Origin of the sequence: Bradyrhizobium sp. ORS 285 (assembly GCF_900176205.1) — a bacterium.
GTDB lineage: Bacteria > Pseudomonadota > Alphaproteobacteria > Rhizobiales > Xanthobacteraceae > Bradyrhizobium.
The window spans coordinates 1,778,416-1,795,055 of sequence record NZ_LT859959.1; the positions used below are offsets into that span (position 1 = coordinate 1,778,416).

The window sequence follows — 16,640 nt, forward strand, 5'->3', positions numbered from 1 at the left end:
ATCACGGCCATGTCATCAAACAGTCATGGCGTCCTCTTATCAAGTTGTCTATTATCATAGACAACTTGAGCCGGGCAAGATCAGGACCAGTGATGAGCGGCGAGATGGCGTTGCAGGAGAGTCGAAAGGGTGCGATGCGCGTGTTGGCGCATGTTCCTTTGGCTGAAATCGAGGCGCGAATGACCGAACTGGAGGTGCCGGCGCATCGGGAACTCCGGGCCGCCGAGAGCGGGCTCGTGATGGTGCGTGGCCGGATCGGTGGTGACGGCGCGGCGTTCAATCTCGGCGAGGCGACGGTGTCGCGCGCGGCCGTCCGGCTCGACAGCGGCCAGGTCGGGTTCGGCTACGTGCTCGGTCGCGACAGCGACAAGGCGCGGCTGATCGCGCTGTGTGATGCGCTGCTGCAGTCGCCCGAGCACGCTCCGGCGATCGAGACCAAGGTCGTTGCGCCGCTGCGCGCACGGATGCAGGCCGGGCGGGAGCAGAGCGCGGCCGAGGCCGCCGCCACGCGGGTGGATTTCTACACCATGGTGCGGGGAGAAGGGTGATGGCGGCGACGACGATCGAGCTGCAGCCGGGGTTCGCTGACAAAGTGCTGTCGGCGCAATCGACATTCCGCACCGTCATGGAGGCGATGGCGCGTCCCGGCCAGGTGATGCAGGTCCGGGATGAGGTTGGTGGTCCGTCCTCGATGATGGCGGGCGTTGCGGCCATCGCGCTCACCTTGCTGGATCAGGAGACGCCGCTCTGGCTCGACGAGGCTTTCTCAAGCGCGCCCGATGTCAGTGCGTGGCTGAAGTTTCACACCGGCGCGCCGATTGTCGCGCGGCCGGACGCCGCGAGCTTCGCGCTGGTCGCAGAGCCTGCCGCTCTGCCGGACTTGGCCTCATTCGCATTGGGGACTCCAGAATATCCCGATCGCTCGACGACTCTGATCATGCAGGTGCCGAGCCTCACGGCCGGAGAGACTTTTCATCTGCGTGGTCCAGGCATCGACGGCACGACGGCGCTGACGGCCACGATCGAGCCGATCGATCTGTTCGTGCAGCTGTCGATCAACGAAGCGCTGTTTCCGCGCGGCATCGACGTGATCCTGGTCGACGATCGCTCGCTTGTCGCCATTCCGCGCACGACGCGCCTCGCATCATCAGGAGTCTGACGCATGTATGTGGCGGTCAAGGGTGGCGAGCGCGCCATCGAAAATGCGCACCGGCTCCTGGCGCATGAGCGGCGCGGTGATCGCAGCGTGCCGGAGCTGTCGCTGTCGCAGATTTCCGAGCAGCTGGGGCTGGCGGTCGATCGCGTTATGAGCGAGGGCTCGCTGTATGACCGCGAGCTGGCGGCGCTTGCCATCAAGCAGGCGCGGGGCGATCTGATCGAGGCGATCTTCCTGGTCCGCGCCTTCCGCGCCACCATGCCGCGCTTCGGCGCGACGGAGCCGGTCGATACCGGTGCGATGCGCGTGCAGCGGCGGATCTCGTCGACCTTCAAGGACATTCCGGGCGGGCAAGTGCTAGGTCCGACCTTCGACTACACGCATCGGCTGCTCGATCCGAGCCTCGCTCAGGGCGGCAATCCGGAGGATCCCGCGCTCGCCGCGACGTCCGACGTGCCGATGCCACGCGTGACGGACATCCTCGGACATGATGGGCTGATCGAGCCGTCTCCTGTGGCAAAGGAAGACGCGCCAGTCGGCGATCTCACGCGAGATCCGCTGAGCTTTCCCGCAGGCCGGGATCTGCGATTGCAGAATCTCGCGCGCGGCGACGAGGGCTTCCTGCTCGCGCTGGGATACTCGACCCAGCGCGGCTACGGCCGCAACCATCCGTTCGCCGGCGAGATCCGCTTCGGCGAGGTCGAAGTCGAGTTCTTTGCCGAGGAGATCGGCTTCGCCGTGCCGCTCGGATCGATCGAACTGACCGAATGCCAGATGGTCAATCAGTTCAAGGGCTCCGCGACGGAGCCGCCATGTTTTACGCGTGGCTATGGACTGGCATTTGGCCAGAGCGAGCGCAAGACGATGTCGATGGCCCTGGTCGATCGCGCGCTGCGCGCGCGCGAGCTTGGTGAGGATTTGATCGCGCCGGCGCAGGACGAGGAGTTCGTGATGTCGCACTCCGACAATGTCCAGGCGACCGGCTTCGTCGAGCACCTGAAGCTGCCGCATTACGTCGACTTCCAGTCCGAGCTCGGCCTGCTGCGCAAGCTGCGTCAGGAGTTCGCCGAGGCCAACGCCGCTCCCGCGCTGAAGGAGGCTGCGGAATGAATGCGCCCACCTACAACTTCGCCTATCTCGACGAGCAGACCAAGCGGATGATCCGCCGCGCGATCCTCAAGGCGATCGCGATCCCTGGCTACCAGGTGCCGTTCGCAAGCCGCGAGATGCCGATGCCTTATGGCTGGGGCACGGGCGGCGTTCAGGTCACTGCAGCCATCCTTGGTCCCAAGGATGTGCTCAAGGTGATCGACCAGGGCTCGGACGACACGACGAACGCGATCTCGATCCGCAAGTTCTTCGCCAAGACGGCGGGCGTGGAGACCACGACCTCGACGGACGCTGCGACCGTGATCCAGACCCGCCATCGTATTCCCGAGGCGCCGCTGCGCGCGGGGCAGGTGCTGGTCTATCAGGTGCCGATTCCGGAGCCGCTGCGGTTTCTCGAGCCGCGCGAGACCGAGACGCGCCGCATGCATGCGCTGGCCGAATACGGGCTGATGCACGTCAAGCTGTACGAGGACATTGCGCGCTTCGGCCACATCGCCACGTCCTATGCCTATCCGGTCAAGGTCAATGCGCGCTATGTGATGGACCCGTCACCGACGCCGAAGTTCGACAATCCGAAGATGGACAATTGCCCGGCGCTACAGCTGTTCGGCGCAGGGCGCGAGAAGCGCATCTACGCCATTCCGCCCTATACGTCGGTGGTCTCGCTCGATTTCGAGGACCATCCGTTCACGCGCTACAAATTCGACGCGCCGTGTGCGCTGTGCGGCGCGGAGGATTCGTATCTCGACGAGATCGTGACCGACGACAAGGGCAGCCGCATGTTCGTCTGCTCCGACACTGATTACTGCGAGGGTCGCCAGGCGGCCGGACATCGCGGCGTGGAGAGCGCCGCTCCGCACAAGGAGGCGGCCCATGGTTGAGGTGACCGGCGCACCGGATCAGCCGCTGCTCGTCGCCGAGGGGCTGACCAAGAGCTACGGCCGGCTCGCGGCCTGCCGCGACGTGTCCTTCGTGCTCTATCCCGGCGAGGTGCTCGCGATCGTCGGTGAATCCGGCTCGGGCAAGTCGACGCTGCTGCAGATGCTGTCGGCGCAGCTCGCGCCGACCGGCGGCCGCGTCTCTTACCGCATGCGAGATGGCGTGCTGCGTGATCTCGCAGAGCTCGGCGAGGCCGAGCGCCGTTTCCTGTTCCGCACCGACTGGGGCTATGTGCATCAGGACCCGGCCGCGGGCCTGCGCATGGCCGTCTCCGCCGGTGCCAATGTCGGCGAGCGGCTGATGGCCGTCGGCTGGAATAATTACGGGCGAATCCGACAGACGGCATCGTCCTGGCTGGAGCGGGTCGAGATCGACACGGCCCGCATCGACGATGCGCCGCGGACCTATTCCGGCGGCATGCGGCAGCGTTTGCAGATCGCGCGCAACCTGGTGACCGAGCCGCGGCTCGTGTTCATGGACGAGCCGACCGGCGGGCTCGACGTCTCCGTCCAGGCGCGGCTGCTCGACCTTATGCGCAGCCTGGTCACCGAACTCGGTCTCGCCGCGATCGTGGTCACGCATGACCTTGCCGTGGCGCGGCTGTTGTCCCATCGTGTGATGGTCATGAAGGAGGGGCGGGTGATCGAGACCGGCCTGACCGATCAGGTGCTCGACGATCCGCGCGAGCCCTACACCCAGCTTCTCGTGTCTTCCATCCTGCCGGCGTGAGCGTGAAAGCAATGACTGTGATGCTCAACGTTGAGAATGCCAGGAAGACCTTCACCATGCACCTGCAGGGCGGCATCACGCTGCCCGTGGTGCAGGGCGTCTCGTTCCAGGTCGCGGCCGGCGAGTGCGTCGTGCTGTCCGGACCTTCAGGCGCGGGCAAGTCGTCGATCCTGAAGATGATCTTCGGCAACTACCGCTGTGATGGCGGCCGCATCAGCGTCCGTCATCAGGGCGAGATGACGGATCTCGCCGGCGCCGAGCCGCGTCTGGTGCTCAATGCACGGCGACAGACCATCGGCTATGTCAGCCAGTTCTTGCGCGCCGTGCCGCGCGTGGCCGCGCTCGATGTGGTGGCCGAGCCGCTGCTCGCGGCGGGTGTCGCACGCGATGACGCACGGGCGCGTGCTGGCGGCTTGTTGAACCGGTTGAATATCCCAGAGCGGCTGTGGTCGCTGCCGCCCTCGACGTTCTCCGGCGGTGAGCAGCAGCGCGTCAACATCGCGCGCGGCTTCATCTCCGATCTCCCGATCCTGCTGCTCGACGAGCCGACGGCCTCGCTGGACGCGGCGAACCGGGCCGTGGTGGTCGATCTGATTGCGGCGAAAAAGAAGGCCGGCGTCGCGATGATTGCGATCGTGCACGATGATGATATCCGTGAGCAGATCGCAGACCGTACCGTCGATGTGACGACGTTCGCAGCGGCGGCGTAGAAGGCAGAGGAGCAGATGAGCGCGAACATGTCCGACACCGTGATAGGTAACGCCCGGCTGGTCCTCGCGGACCGCGTCATCGAGCAGGGCTGGGTGGCGATGGCCGGTGGCCGGATCGCCGATGTCGGTGAGGGCGCGGCGCCGACCGGCAGTCATGACGCCGGCGGTGATCTGCTGATGCCGGGGCTCATCGAACTGCACACCGATCACCTCGAGGCGCATTTCGTGCCTCGGCCGAAGGTGTATTGGGATCCGGTGGCCGCGGTCATTTCCTATGATGGGCAGCTGGCGACGGCAGGCATCACGACCGTTCTGGACTCGCTGCGGGTCTGGAGCGAGGAGGGCGCGGAAGGCGTCGACGGTCAGGCCAATGTGCTGGCGGATGCGATCGCGCAGGCCCGCGACGCGCGGCTGCTGCGCGCCGATCACTTCCTGCACCTGCGCTGTGAGGTACCGATGCCGACAGTGGTCGAGGAGGCGAAGCAGTTGGCGGGCCGGCCGGACGTCCGACTGATGTCGCTGATGGACCACACGCCGGGTCAGCGCCAGTTTCGCGACGAGGGCAAGCTGCGCGACTATTACCGCGGCAAGAGCGGCGGCAAGACCGATGCGGAGCTTGACGTCATGTTCGCGCGGCGCTTCGCCTATCAGCAGGCCTATGCGGCGGCGAACATGCGCGACATCGTTGCGCTGGCCAAGACTCATGACGTGCCGCTTGCCAGCCATGACGATACCACCGACGAGAACGTTGCCGACGCGATCAAGGACGGCATCGCCGTCGCTGAGTTTCCGACCACCATGGAGGCCGCGCGCGGGCTGCACGAGGCTGGCATCAGCATTCTGATGGGCGCGCCCAACGTGGTCCGCGGTGGCTCGCATTCCGGAAACATTGCCGCCGTGGATCTCGCGCGCGAGGGGCTGCTGGATATTCTGTCATCCGACTACGTGCCCTCGAGCCTGCTGATGGGCGCGCTGCAACTGCCACAGCGTGTGCCGGCGATCGATCTCGCTGCCGCGGTTCGGACCGTCACCAAGGCACCGGCTGACGCGGTGGGGCTGCATGACCGGGGCGAGATCGCAGCCGGCAAGCGCGCGGACCTGATCCGTGTCCATGTCGCCGGCGATCACGCTGTGGTACGCAGCGTCTGGCGGGAAGGGCAGCGGGTGGCATGAGCGTGGCGTCGACTGGCTCCGATGATCAGCACACGCCACTGGGGCCCGGACGGCTGGTGCTCGTGGTCGGACCGAGCGGCGCCGGCAAGGACACGCTGCTCAATCTGGCGCGGCGCGAATGTGCTGGCGATGATCGCATCGTGTTTCCGCAGCGGGTCGTGACCCGCGAGGCCTCGGCGTTCGAGGACAATCTGGAAATGAGCGAGGTCGCGTTTCGCGAGGCTCTCGCGGCCGGCGCATTCGCGCTGCATTGGGACGCGCATGGACATTGCTATGGCGTCCCGCGCAAGCTCAGGGATGACATCGCCGCGGGCCGTACCGTCGTCGTCAACGTGTCGCGAACCGTCATCCCATCGGCGCGGCGCGACTATGCCGAGGTCGTCGTGGTGAACATTACGGCGCCGGCCGAGGTCCTCGCAGAACGCCTCGGTAAGCGGCATCGCCCGAGCGACACGGACATCGGCGAACGGCTGCACCGGACCGTCAGTAATGAGACGGTGACCGCAGACGTCACGATCAACAATGTCGGCGACCCCGCGACACATGGGCGCAGGCTGATCGAGGTGATCAGGGGATCGAACGGCAGAGCCATGGCCGCGGCAAAAGGAGTTGGCACGGATGTCGATCATCACCACGATTGAGCAACTCGAGGCGATCTACGGCGAGACCGGGCTGACGTCGACGGCCAAAGTTGCTGATCGGGTGACACCGCATTATCGCGTGATGATCGAAAAATCGCCCTTCGTCGCGCTCGCGACATCAGGTCCGGAAGGGCTTGATTGTTCGCCGCGCGGGGATCTTCCCGGCTTCGTTCGCATCCATGACGACAAGACGCTGATGATGCCCGATCGTCGCGGCAATAATCGCGTCGATTCACTGCGCAACATCGTGCGCGACCCGCGGATCGGTTTGTTGTTCCTGATTCCGGGATCGGGCAACACGCTGCGCGTCAATGGCCGAGGTCACTTGTCGACCGATGCGGAGCTGCTCGAATCGTTCCGCATGGAAGGCAAGCTGCCGCGCACCGTGCTCGTCATGACGATCGACGAGATCTATTTTCAATGCGCCCGCGCGATCGTGCGTGCCGATCTCTGGAACCCCGACAAGCGCGTCGATCGCCAGGAGATTCCATCTCCTGGGCAGATCCTCGCCGCAATGACGGCCAACGCCGTCGATGGCGAAGAGTACGATCGCGAATGGCCCGATCGTGCGCGGAAGTCGATGTGGTGAAGGCCGAACTGCGGCCGTCCGCCTTGATAGGAGTGACAGCCGCAGCCGATCAGGCAGCGACGTCGAGCAGGCGTGACGAGCCGCGAATGAGGACCTTCCGTCCATCGGGCGTGATCTGCGCTGCGCTGTCGCTGATGACGGCGAGCCCGAGCGCAACGAGCTGTCCGACGATGAAGCCGTTCGGCCGACGGCCTTCGCGCACGGGACCGCGGAGCGCCTTGAGCGTCTCCCACTGATCCGGCGTGAGTTCGTGATCGAATTCCGCGTTCATGTTGCCTCGAAGCTTGTTGTGGCTCACACGTCTTAGGAAGACAGCGTGACGAAGATGCGACCGCTGTGCATCCGTAGTGATACGGCTCACTCATTACGCGCGAAGGGCGCAGCGATTAATTCAAATTTGAATGATCCGCAATGTGCAATGCAGCGTCGATATGTGATGCGCGGCGCAGCATGCGAGTTGCTCGTGGTTAACGACGTCTTAAGATTTGCGTAGCGAGATCGATCGGTAACGCAGCTGTCACATCAGCGTGTCAAACGGCGCCATTGTCCCGCTCGAATCAGCCGGCGCGTATCGCTTCGGCACGAAGATCCACTGAATGGCCGTGCCGAACGATGACCTGCCACCGCAGCTGAACCGAAGGGCCTGGCTGCGTGGTCTGGCGGGATTGACGATGAGCCTCGTGATTGCGGCGATCGCGATCGCCGTGCTCACCCGTGCCGTCAAGAAGCTCGATATCGATCATGTGATCGCAACCGCAGAGGCGACCGATCCGAAGCTCATCGCTCTCGCGTTGGTGTTGATCGCGCTCTCCTATGGCGGGCTGACATTCTATGACCTCTTTGCTCTCCGCACGATCGGTCGCAAGGACATCCCGTTTCGTGCAGCGGCCGTTGGCAGCTTCACGAGCTATCCGATTGCCCATGGCATCGGCGCGGTCGCGTTGATCTCTCCGCTGGTTCGCTATCGCGTCTACGCGCCTTACAAGCTCCGCGCGCTCGACATCGCCAAGATCAGCGTCCTCACGGGCCTGACGTTCTGGCTCGGCAATCTGACCGCGCTCGGTCTCAGTTTGATGATCGATCCCGATGCGTTCGGCTGGGTGGAGTATTGGCCCCCGACGCTCAACAGGCTGATCGCGGCGGCGCTGCTGTGCGGCATTCTCGTGTTTGTCATCTGGAGCTGGCCTGGACGACGCAGCCAACGATGGCGGTTGCGATTGCCATCAGGACCGACGGTGTTGCTGCAGATCCTGATCGGATTGTTCGATCTCAGCACCGCGGCGCTCGCCATGTATGTCCTGATACCGGCCGAACTCGGCATCGATGTTGCGCGGCTGATGGCCGTGCTCATTGCGGCAACCCTGCTTGGCTTCGCCAGTCACGCACCGGCCGGCATCGGGCTGTTCGATGCCACGATCATGCTCGGGCTCGGGGGCGATGACCAGGATCAGCTGCTTGCGGCGCTGCTGATGTTCCGCATCCTTTATCACCTGATCCCGTTCGTGTTGTCGCTGTCGCTATTCGGCGGCATCGAGCTTCGCCGAAGCTGGCGAGAAGGCGGGGCGGTCAGACCGGCGAGTTCAGCTTCAGCCCCACCATGCCGGCAATGATCAGCGTCAGGCAGAGCAGTCGCATGGGATCAGCCGGCTCGCTGTACAGCCACATCCCGACGACAATGCTTCCGGCAGCGCCAATGCCCGTCCAGACTGCGTAGGCGGTGCCGAACGGTAGTGACCGCAAGGCGAGCGACATCATCGCAAAGCTGAGCAGGATCGCGACAACGGTTCCGAGACTCGGCCAGAAGCGGGTCAGGCCGTCGGAATGCTTGAGACCAAGCGCCCAGACGATTTCGAGCAGGCCTGCGGCCAGGAGTGCGAGCCAGCCGCTCGTCATGGCCGCGGGCTCTTCAACGGCGGAGTAATCGCACGCGATGGTCCGGGCATTCTGGTCTCCACGCGATCCGAATGCCGCTCATCTGCAATCTTTGCACGACGCGCATGTGACAGCGCCGAGGACGAATCCGTCTGAAACTACCGCTCCTGCATCATCGTGAACACGAAGCCGGTCAGGCTTGCCCCGACCGCAAAGGCCAGCGTGAACGTGCCGACAAACACGACGAACGTCATGTGCGGGTCGAGGCTGTGGGCGATGAGAGTGGAGATGCCGAACGCATCGACCTGTGTCAGGGCGAACGCAAAGCCAAGCCCCAGCGCGGTCCCCATGAACGTGTGACAGGCGAGCTCGATCAGGATGGCCGGGCTGACCACGGCACTGCGTTTTTTCGGCGGCATGAGGCGGTCCTCGCTGTTGGCCGGTGAACGCGGGAACGGCGGACGGGGTTCCTGGCGAGCGCTCCAGCGATCGAGGCCGCATCGAAGGCGGTTGCCAGGGGGCGTGGTGAGCGGCTACCTAATGAGCCGACGGTGCCGATGCAGGCAGAACAACAACCGCGGCAGAGCGGCGTGACCGTGAGGCTCCAGCAGGGAGGATGAGCAACAGATGACGAACGCCATTCGCTTTCACAAAACTGGCGGCCCCGAGGTCCTCACTTGGGAGCAGGTCGAGGTCGGCAAGCCGGGGCCCGGCGAGGCGCGCATTCGCCACACGGCGGTCGGACTCAATTTCATCGACATCTACAACCGGTCGGGCCTCTATCCGGTGCAGCTTCCGAGCGGCCTGGGCAGCGAGGGCGCCGGCGTGGTCGAGGAACTGGGCGAAGGCGTGACGGACCTGAAGGTCGGCGACCGCGTCGCCTATGGCTCGTCGCCGCTTGGCGCCTATTCCGAGGCGCGGCTGATGCCGGCCGCGCTGCTGCTGAAGCTGCCCGATGAGATCGATGACAAGACCGCGGCCGCGATGATGCTGAAGGGCCTGACGGCGCAATACCTGATCCGGCAGACCTACCGCGTCAAGGCGGGCGAGACCATCCTGCTGCATGCCGCCGCCGGCGGCGTCGGGCTGATCCTCAGCCAATGGGCCAAGCATCTCGGCGTCACCGTCATCGGCACCGTGTCCAGCGACGACAAGGCGCAACTGGCCAAGGCGCATGGCTGTGAGCATACCATCGTCTACAGCCGCGAGGACTTCGTGGCGCGCGTGAACGAGATCACCGGCGGCAGGAAAGTGCCGGTGGTCTATGACTCCGTCGGCAAGGACACGTTCCTGAAGTCGCTCGATTGCCTCGCTCCGCTCGGCTACGCAGTGTTGTTCGGCCAGTCCTCCGGCACGGTCGATCCGCTCAATCTCGGCCTGCTCGCGCAGAAGGGCTCGCTGTTCGTCACCCGGCCGACGCTGTTCACCTATGCCGCCCGGCGCGAGAGCCTGGTCGCGATGGCCAACGAGCTGTTCGACGTCGTGAAGTCGGGCGCGGTGAAGATCGAGGTCAACCAGACCTATCCGCTCAAGGAGGCGGCGAGGGCTCACGCCGATCTCGCGGCGCGCAAGACCACCGGTTCCACTGTCCTGCTGGTCTGAACAAGCGCGGGAGTGTGGTTGGCGGCCGGCCGCCCATGCGGGTCCGTCCGCCAGCCCTGGCCGGTCAGCCGGCCGGCTCGTGCTTGCGGAGATCACGCAAATGATCAAACCGCACGGCCTGCAGGTCCGCCCCCGGGCCGTCGATTTCCGGGACCGCAGCCTCGGACATGAGGTCCGCGGTGATGTCGGCGACGGATTGGCCGACGATCTCGTGGATGAAGCTGATGTTGGAATACTCGCCCGACATGATCCGGGCGACGACATCGCGCCGGGTCAATTCAGGATCGACCACGGCCTCGCGTCCGCGGCAACCGTAGTCGATCATCACGACGAAATACTGCATGGAGCGCCAGTTCGCCTTCGGCTGACTGTGATCGCGCCATTATTTCTGTAAATCGGAAATTTGTCAAGGCCGATTCGGACCTGGGCAGGGAGCCGGCGGGGAGCGCGTCGGCTCTCCCCGCGACCGCCTCGAGCCTTACTTGTTGGCTGCGCGGGCGCGCGACTTCGCCGCCGCCTTGGCCCGGATGCGCGAGATCTGGCCGCGCGGCAGCGTGACGAAGATCTCGCCGATCCAGTCCAGCTTCACGCCGACGATCGGCTTGGCATTGAAGCTCTTCAGATTGACCACGGACGGCGACTTGCCGCGCTCGATCGTCTTCAGATAGCGCTCGCCGGACTTCAGCCGAACCACGGCCTCCTCGCCGTAGAAGCTCGACAGCGGGTGGCGCTGCTCCTTGTAGACGACGATCACGTCGCCACTTTCGTATTTCGGCAGCATCGAATCACCCATCACCTCGAAGGCGACCGTCTCTTCGGAGATGGGGAAGGGCAGGGCGACCTCGCCGAGCCCCTCGAGCGGCACCTGCTCGTAATCCGGCTCGATCACCGAGCCGGCGCCGACGCGTCCCATGATCGGCACGGAGTTCAGCTCCAGATACTCCGTGATCAGGGGGATTTCGGCCGCCTTGATCAGGCGCTGGCCTCCGAGGATCTCGGAGACCGCGCCGGGGCGCACGCCCATGGCGCGTGCCAATCCTCCCTTGGTCTTTCCCGGCTTCTCGAGTGCACGCTCGATCATGGCGACGTCCAACATGGCTTTGACCCCTTTTGCGAATCTCGGAAAGCAGTATATGTTTCGCATTATCAGAATTCAAGCTTGACTTTTTCTTCGGAATATCGGAAGATTTGGCCGTCGGGTGCTGCCGGCCGGTCCGGCGGCCCCGACCCCGAAGAAAGAGGCGAGAATGCAATCCACCGATTGGCCAGACCAACATTCCAAGATGCTGTGCGAGCTTCATGCCCAGGGGCGGTCCTATGCCGAGATCGCGCGCGCCCTCAACAAGCAGTTCGGAACCGCCTATACGCGGAACGCGACGCTCGGCCGCGGCAAGCGGATCGGGCTGATCGCGCCCGGCGGGCCGAAAGCCGCGCGATCCGATCCCCGGCCGATGTCCGCGGCGAGCCGAGCCGGGCGGCGAAGCGCGGAGGCGGCGGCGGCGCGGCCGATTTCGGCTCCATCCAAGCCCCGCGCGCCGGTCAAGCTGCGCTGCGTCGGCATCAGCCCGCGGCTGCTGTCGCTCGACCAGCTCGAACCCAACGATTGCCACTACCCCTATGGCGGCGACCGCGACGGCGATCCGATCACCTTTTGCGGCCATCCGCGCCAGCCCGGCTCGTGCTATTGCACGCCGCATTACCATCTGACACGGCTTCCGCCCGAGGAGACCGTGGTGCGCCCCGCCGGCCCTTTGATCCTGCGGCTGGTCGCGGCCGCGTAAGTCGCGGCAAATCCGACCCCACCTGACCCCTTCCATTTTCCGGAGACGAGACATGGCGCGCCCCAGACGCGGCAAGCCCTATCGCACGGCCAAAAACCATGACCGCAGAGCTCGCGACCTGCCGTTGAATGCTGACGTGATTCCGGTGGAGATCGACGATCCGCTGGCGCTCGAGCCGGGCGAGAAGATCGTGGCGCTGCGATCGGTCCGCAGCGATCCGCTCGGCCGGCTGCATGCGCATAAGCAGCTCGACGACGCCCAATTCCGGGCCGGTCGGGCTTTCCAGCACGATTGGGAGCGGGCCGAGCGGGGGCCGCAGGCCATCGACCCCTCGCGCGAGCATGTCGACGGCGCAAGGGGGCGTGAGCCGGTGACCGAAGGCCAACGGCAAGCCGTGCTGCGGCTGAACCGGGCCGAGCGCGAGCTCGGGGCCGACGGGGCGGCGATCACCCATGATGTCCTGGTGCAGGGTCTGACGATGGAGCAGGTCGGTCACAAGCGGGGCCTCGCCAGCCAGCGCTGGAATGACTATTTCGCCCGCCGCTTCAAGGAATGTCTGGATCGGCTGGCCGTCGTCTACGGCTTTGCCACCGACCGCGTGGCCAGCAAGCATCACCAGGGGATGCGATCGGACTACCCTGTGCGAAACTGACGACGCCCGCCGGATCGCCGTCGTGCCATCGGCACGGCGGCGTCGGTGCATCGCCTAGCTCAGGGATGCGGCGTCACCGTATAGGTCGTGCTGTAGGGTTCGACGCGGAGCGACGCATGCGACAGCAGGCCGATCTTGGCCGACGGCGTCATCTGCAGCTCGCCATTCGGTCCGCGGTGGACGTTGTACTGCCACGCCGAGAGGTCGCCCTTGTTTGCCAAAGCGTGCGCAACTGCACTGGCATCGCTGCCGCCGATCGCCGCCATCTCGTCGCTGTCGAGACCGATGACGATCTCGTCCTTGACCGTGACGATCTTGAACAGCGACGTCCGGCCATCCCCGGCGCTCGCCGCTGCCGTCGATAGCGCGAGCAGCGCAAGCGTGCCAAACATCGTGCGTGTCAGTGCTGAAGTCATGGAGGCTCCTGTTCGTCTTCGTCGCGTCTGTCAGTGTGCACGCATTGGTTTCTGCTCCCGGTCAGCCGGTTCGGCAAAAAATGCTGACGATCGCCGTTGAACCCGTTGCCGAGGTGGACGTCTAAAGCAGGGCGGGGCGAGGCCTGTTCGGAGCCGATACACGAAGCCGGTCGGACCATGTCGTTGACGCAGGTCAAGCGGCTTGGCGGGGCTTGTTGTATCAGGGACGAACGAAGCGACGGGGGATGCCATGATCAGCGGTCAAAGTCTCTACGGTTCAGCCAGCGCCAAGATCGCGCTTGCCGCAGCTGCGTTATTCGTCGGTGCAACATGCGCGCCTGCTCCGTCTTTCGCGCGTGCAGCCCTCCCGGTCAGCAAGCAGGGGGTCGTGAAGGCGTCAGCCTCCGACGCAACCGATCTCAGCGCTCGCCGGCGCTATCGCCGCGTCTATCGCGGCAATCCGGCTGCCGGTCTCGCCATCATGGGCGCCATGATCGGGACGATCGGCGCGATTGCCGCACATCAGCATGATGATGACTATTATTACGGTGGGCCGGGCTATTACGCTGGCCCTGGCTACTACGGGCCGCCTCGGGTCTATTATGCCCCGCATCCGTACTATGGTCATCCGTACTACGGCCACCCCTATTACGGGCCGCGCGTTCACTACTACTATCAACCCTATTGAGCGGCCGATCCGATTGGCTCACGGCTGAGCAGCCGTGAGCAGCGGTCGTCCGGAGCTTGGAAGCGGAGCTTAGAAGCCGCCGGCGCTGAAGCGCAGCGGCTGCACGACATCGTAGGCGGCCTTGCTGATCGGCACGGCATAATCGACGGTCAGCGGGCCGAACGGCGAGGCCCAGGTCATGCCGACGCCGACCGACGACCGCAGGACGTTCTTGTTCGCCACCTGGACATTCTGCGTCGGCCCGCGATAGCCGAACACGGTGCCCGCATCGACAAAGGCCGATGCGCGCAAGCCGTATTCCTGCGGCAGGCCTGGAATGTTGCTCTGCAGCTCTGCGGTGGTCGCCCAATAGAAGCTGCCGCCGACATTGTCCATCGTCGATCCCGGCGTGAGGTCACGCGGTCCGAAGCCGCCTGGCGCGAAGCCTCGCACCATCGTCGGGCCGCCGAAGAAGCTGTTGAGCAGCGGTGCCTGCTGGCCGCCCCATCCGGTGATGTAGCCGCCCTGGCCACGGACCATGGCAGTGAGATCGCTGTTGATGGAACGGTAGTAGCGAACGTCGGCCGTGGTCCGGAGAAAGCGGACGTCGCCGCCGAGACCGGCGAGGTCCTGGCTCAGTTGCGAGCGGATGCCGCTTGTCGGCAGCTTGTTGTTGTCGAGCGTGCTGTAGGTGACGGTGTTACCGATCTGGGACACGGTCTGCCGTCCTGCGGTGACCGCCTGCCGCACTGGTACAGATACTTGCGCCGGCGACAGCCCGGGCGCGAGCACGACCTTCTGATCGTAGAGCGAGTAGCGCCACAACATCGCGGTCTGCTCACTCACGGGCATTCCCAGCGTGAGGGCGCCGCCATAGCTGCTGCTGCCGAACGATTGGAAGTTGCTGACCATGTTCTGCCGCGCGAACAGCTCGACCCCGGGTGTCGTCCGGCCGAGCGCGTAAGGCGAGGTGAAGGACAGATTGGCGCCGCGCGCAAACTGGCCATAGGTGAACGTCGCCTGCGCCGTGTTGCCGGTCCCGAGCACGTTGCGATCGCCGATCTTGACCTCGGCGAGCAGGCCGTCCGTCGATGAGTAGCCGCCGGACACATTGAAATCGCCGGTTGGCTGGTCGACGGTCTCGACGTCGAGCACCACGCGATCCCGTGCCGAGCCGGGGCTCGTCGTGATCTTGACCGTCTTGAAGTAGTTGAGGTTGCGCAGGCGTCGCTCGGCCCGATCGACCAGGGTCCTGTTATAGGCGTCGCCTTCACCGAAATCGAGCTCGCGGCGTATGACGTCGTCGCGCGTGGTCTTGTTGCCGTGGATCTCGATGCGCTCGACATAGATGCGTTGCCCTGGCTCGATCTGGAAGCTGACATCGGCGATGCCGCCTCGCGGGTTGCGATTGATCCGCGGCTCGACCTGCGTGAACGGTAAGCCGAGCTTGCCCAGTTCGGCGGTCAGCGCCTCAGCGGTCTTGTCGAGCTTGCCCTGGTCGAAGACCGCGCCCTGCTGCGTCAGCAGCAGCGGGCGCAGATGCTCGCAGGCGAGCCCCTGCACGTTGCAGGAGATATCGATCGTGCCGAACTTGTAGAGCGCGCCCTCGTCGATGGTGAAGCTCAGATTGAAGCCGTTGGATGCGCGATCGAAGTCGACGCTGACATTCGTCACCTCGGCGTCGGCATAACCGTGATTGCGGTAGTATTGCCGCAGCAGCTCGCGATCCTCATTGACCCGGTCGGCGTCATAGGCGTCCCCACCGGTCACGAAGCTCAGCACGGTCGACACCGACGTCTTCATGACGGCACGCAATTGCCGCGCGCCATAGGCGTTGTTGCCGACGAAGCTGATCGCCCTCACTGGCGTCTTCTTGCCTTCGGTGATCGTGAAGATCAGATCGACGCGATCATTGCCGCGGTCGATGATCTCGGGGACGACACGGACATCGTCGCGTCCGACCCGATGGTAGGCCTGGAGGATACGGGCGACATCGCCCTGGACGGTCGCGCGCTGCAGACCCGCGCCCGGCTTCGACAGCACGGCGCTGGTGAGATCGGCGTCCTTCACCTTCTTGTTACCTTCGAAGGCAACACGATCGAGCACCTTTGCTTCCGCCAGGCGGATGACGATCCGGCCGTCGGCGCGGCTGATTTTGACGTCCTCGAAAAGCCCGGTTGCGACCAGGGCCTTCAGGCCGGCGTCGAGCGCGGCGTTGTCGTAGCGGCCGTTGGCATCGGCATGAAAATAGGATTGCACGGTTGCGACATCGACGCGTCGATTGCCCTCCACGGTTAGCGTTTCCGCCTGCGCCGCGAGCATCGGCGACGTCAGCGATGCCATGAGCATTGCGACCTGCAGCGGTCGGCTCAAGCGAAGGTGACGCCGGTACCGGGCGGTCATGATGTTCGCTCCTGCCTGCTCGTCATTCCCGTGATGCAAGAGCCGGTGGGCGGCCAAATCATGTCAGGGGTGTGGAGACTTGTGGGCCTGCGATCACGCCTGCGAAGGTTGCGGGACGGAACCAATGTAGGTCGCAGAATCGACGCAGAGTCGATTCAAACGCTGACCAGGATTGTGCTCATTCGCTCGCGACGGCAGCT

The 16,640-nt window shown here is 64.9% G+C and carries 21 protein-coding genes; 14 read left to right on the forward strand and 7 right to left on the reverse strand.

Translation table 11 applies throughout. The features are described 5' to 3' along the window. Positions 1–92: 92 nt before the first annotated feature. The 9 genes from phnG to BRAD285_RS08145 are packed head-to-tail and all read left to right on the forward strand — an operon-like array spanning position 93 to position 7,047. Positions 93–548, forward strand: coding sequence for a phosphonate C-P lyase system protein PhnG (phnG, locus tag BRAD285_RS08105; RefSeq protein WP_006609730.1), 456 nt, complete (start codon positions 93–95; stop codon positions 546–548). Continuing rightward, positions 548–1,159, forward strand: a complete 612-nt coding sequence (phnH, locus tag BRAD285_RS08110; RefSeq protein ID WP_006609731.1) for a phosphonate C-P lyase system protein PhnH — start codon at positions 548–550, stop codon at positions 1,157–1,159. The genes phnG and phnH overlap by 1 nt, the downstream gene beginning before the upstream one ends. A gap of 3 nt (positions 1,160–1,162) precedes the next feature. Beyond that, positions 1,163–2,266, forward strand: a complete 1,104-nt coding sequence (locus BRAD285_RS08115; RefSeq protein WP_006609732.1) for a carbon-phosphorus lyase complex subunit PhnI — start codon at positions 1,163–1,165, stop codon at positions 2,264–2,266. After that, the gene (locus tag BRAD285_RS08120; protein ID WP_006609733.1) at positions 2,263–3,147 is read left to right on the forward strand and encodes an alpha-D-ribose 1-methylphosphonate 5-phosphate C-P-lyase PhnJ; all 885 of its coding nucleotides are present in this window, start codon (positions 2,263–2,265) and stop codon (positions 3,145–3,147) included. The genes BRAD285_RS08115 and BRAD285_RS08120 overlap by 4 nt, the downstream gene beginning before the upstream one ends. Continuing rightward, complete coding sequence (phnK, locus tag BRAD285_RS08125) at positions 3,140–3,934, forward strand: phosphonate C-P lyase system protein PhnK (protein ID WP_006609734.1); 795 nt, start codon at positions 3,140–3,142, stop codon at positions 3,932–3,934. The genes BRAD285_RS08120 and phnK overlap by 8 nt, the downstream gene beginning before the upstream one ends. 11 nt (positions 3,935–3,945) lie before the next feature. Next, positions 3,946–4,644 (forward strand): phosphonate C-P lyase system protein PhnL, encoded by a 699-nt coding sequence (phnL, locus tag BRAD285_RS08130; protein ID WP_035644669.1) that lies wholly within the window; start codon positions 3,946–3,948, stop codon positions 4,642–4,644. A gap of 15 nt (positions 4,645–4,659) precedes the next feature. Continuing rightward, positions 4,660–5,817 carry an alpha-D-ribose 1-methylphosphonate 5-triphosphate diphosphatase gene (locus BRAD285_RS08135; RefSeq protein WP_006609736.1) on the forward strand — a complete coding sequence of 386 codons (1,158 nt, stop codon included), beginning with the start codon at positions 4,660–4,662 and terminating at the stop codon, positions 5,815–5,817. Further along, positions 5,814–6,458 (forward strand): phosphonate metabolism protein/1,5-bisphosphokinase (PRPP-forming) PhnN, encoded by a 645-nt coding sequence (gene phnN, locus BRAD285_RS08140; protein WP_006609737.1) that lies wholly within the window; start codon positions 5,814–5,816, stop codon positions 6,456–6,458. Before BRAD285_RS08135 ends, phnN begins: the two co-directional genes overlap by 4 nt. After that, a complete protein-coding gene (locus tag BRAD285_RS08145; protein WP_006609738.1) occupies positions 6,436–7,047 on the forward strand; it encodes a pyridoxamine 5'-phosphate oxidase family protein in 612 nt (203 codons plus the stop codon). Before phnN ends, BRAD285_RS08145 begins: the two co-directional genes overlap by 23 nt. Before the next feature lie 49 nt (positions 7,048–7,096). On the opposite strand, the gene BRAD285_RS08150 is transcribed toward BRAD285_RS08145, so the two are convergent. Continuing rightward, positions 7,097–7,318 carry a hypothetical protein gene (locus tag BRAD285_RS08150; protein ID WP_006609739.1) on the reverse strand — a complete coding sequence of 74 codons (222 nt, stop codon included), beginning with the start codon at positions 7,316–7,318 and terminating at the stop codon, positions 7,097–7,099. Between the two features lie 400 nt (positions 7,319–7,718). On the opposite strand from BRAD285_RS08150, the gene BRAD285_RS08155 reads away from it, so the two are divergent. Continuing rightward, on the forward strand, positions 7,719–8,657 hold the full coding sequence (locus BRAD285_RS08155; RefSeq protein WP_244422036.1) for a YbhN family protein: 939 nt from the start codon (positions 7,719–7,721) through the stop codon (positions 8,655–8,657). Here BRAD285_RS08155 and BRAD285_RS08160 read toward each other — a convergent pair. Beyond that, positions 8,614–8,940 (reverse strand): multidrug efflux SMR transporter, encoded by a 327-nt coding sequence (locus BRAD285_RS08160; RefSeq protein ID WP_006609741.1) that lies wholly within the window; start codon positions 8,938–8,940, stop codon positions 8,614–8,616. The genes BRAD285_RS08155 and BRAD285_RS08160 overlap by 44 nt on opposite strands. 137 nt (positions 8,941–9,077) lie before the next feature. Next, positions 9,078–9,338, reverse strand: coding sequence for a hypothetical protein (locus BRAD285_RS08165; protein WP_006609742.1), 261 nt, complete (start codon positions 9,336–9,338; stop codon positions 9,078–9,080). 208 nt (positions 9,339–9,546) lie between these two features. Between BRAD285_RS08165 and BRAD285_RS08170 the strand changes: the two genes are divergently transcribed. Then, complete coding sequence (locus tag BRAD285_RS08170) at positions 9,547–10,521, forward strand: quinone oxidoreductase (RefSeq protein WP_006609743.1); 975 nt, start codon at positions 9,547–9,549, stop codon at positions 10,519–10,521. A 64-nt stretch (positions 10,522–10,585) separates the two neighbouring features. Here BRAD285_RS08170 and BRAD285_RS08175 read toward each other — a convergent pair whose 3' ends face one another. Next, positions 10,586–10,864 carry a hypothetical protein gene (locus BRAD285_RS08175; protein ID WP_006609744.1) on the reverse strand — a complete coding sequence of 93 codons (279 nt, stop codon included), beginning with the start codon at positions 10,862–10,864 and terminating at the stop codon, positions 10,586–10,588. Between the two features lie 135 nt (positions 10,865–10,999). Continuing rightward, complete coding sequence (locus BRAD285_RS08180) at positions 11,000–11,617, reverse strand: helix-turn-helix transcriptional regulator (RefSeq protein ID WP_006609745.1); 618 nt, start codon at positions 11,615–11,617, stop codon at positions 11,000–11,002. Between the two features lie 151 nt (positions 11,618–11,768). Between BRAD285_RS08180 and BRAD285_RS08185 the strand changes: the two genes are divergently transcribed. Both BRAD285_RS08185 and BRAD285_RS08190 read left to right on the forward strand, forming a co-directional pair. Further along, complete coding sequence (locus tag BRAD285_RS08185; RefSeq protein ID WP_006609746.1) at positions 11,769–12,302, forward strand: GcrA family cell cycle regulator; 534 nt, start codon at positions 11,769–11,771, stop codon at positions 12,300–12,302. Positions 12,303–12,354: 52 nt separating this feature from the next. Next, the gene (locus BRAD285_RS08190; RefSeq protein WP_006609747.1) at positions 12,355–12,954 is read left to right on the forward strand and encodes a DUF6456 domain-containing protein; all 600 of its coding nucleotides are present in this window, start codon (positions 12,355–12,357) and stop codon (positions 12,952–12,954) included. Between the two features lie 59 nt (positions 12,955–13,013). Here the strand turns inward: BRAD285_RS08190 and BRAD285_RS08195 are convergent, their stop codons facing one another. Further along, positions 13,014–13,370, reverse strand: coding sequence for a hypothetical protein (locus BRAD285_RS08195; RefSeq protein ID WP_006609748.1), 357 nt, complete (start codon positions 13,368–13,370; stop codon positions 13,014–13,016). Between the two features lie 250 nt (positions 13,371–13,620). Here BRAD285_RS08195 and BRAD285_RS08200 point away from each other — a divergent pair, with 250 nt between their 5' ends. Beyond that, complete coding sequence (locus BRAD285_RS08200) at positions 13,621–14,058, forward strand: hypothetical protein (protein ID WP_006609749.1); 438 nt, start codon at positions 13,621–13,623, stop codon at positions 14,056–14,058. A 69-nt stretch (positions 14,059–14,127) separates the two neighbouring features. Here the strand turns inward: BRAD285_RS08200 and bamA are convergent, their stop codons facing one another. Beyond that, the gene (gene bamA / locus BRAD285_RS08205; RefSeq protein WP_006609750.1) at positions 14,128–16,440 is read right to left on the reverse strand and encodes an outer membrane protein assembly factor BamA; all 2,313 of its coding nucleotides are present in this window, start codon (positions 16,438–16,440) and stop codon (positions 14,128–14,130) included. Between the last annotated feature and the right edge of the window lie 200 nt (positions 16,441–16,640).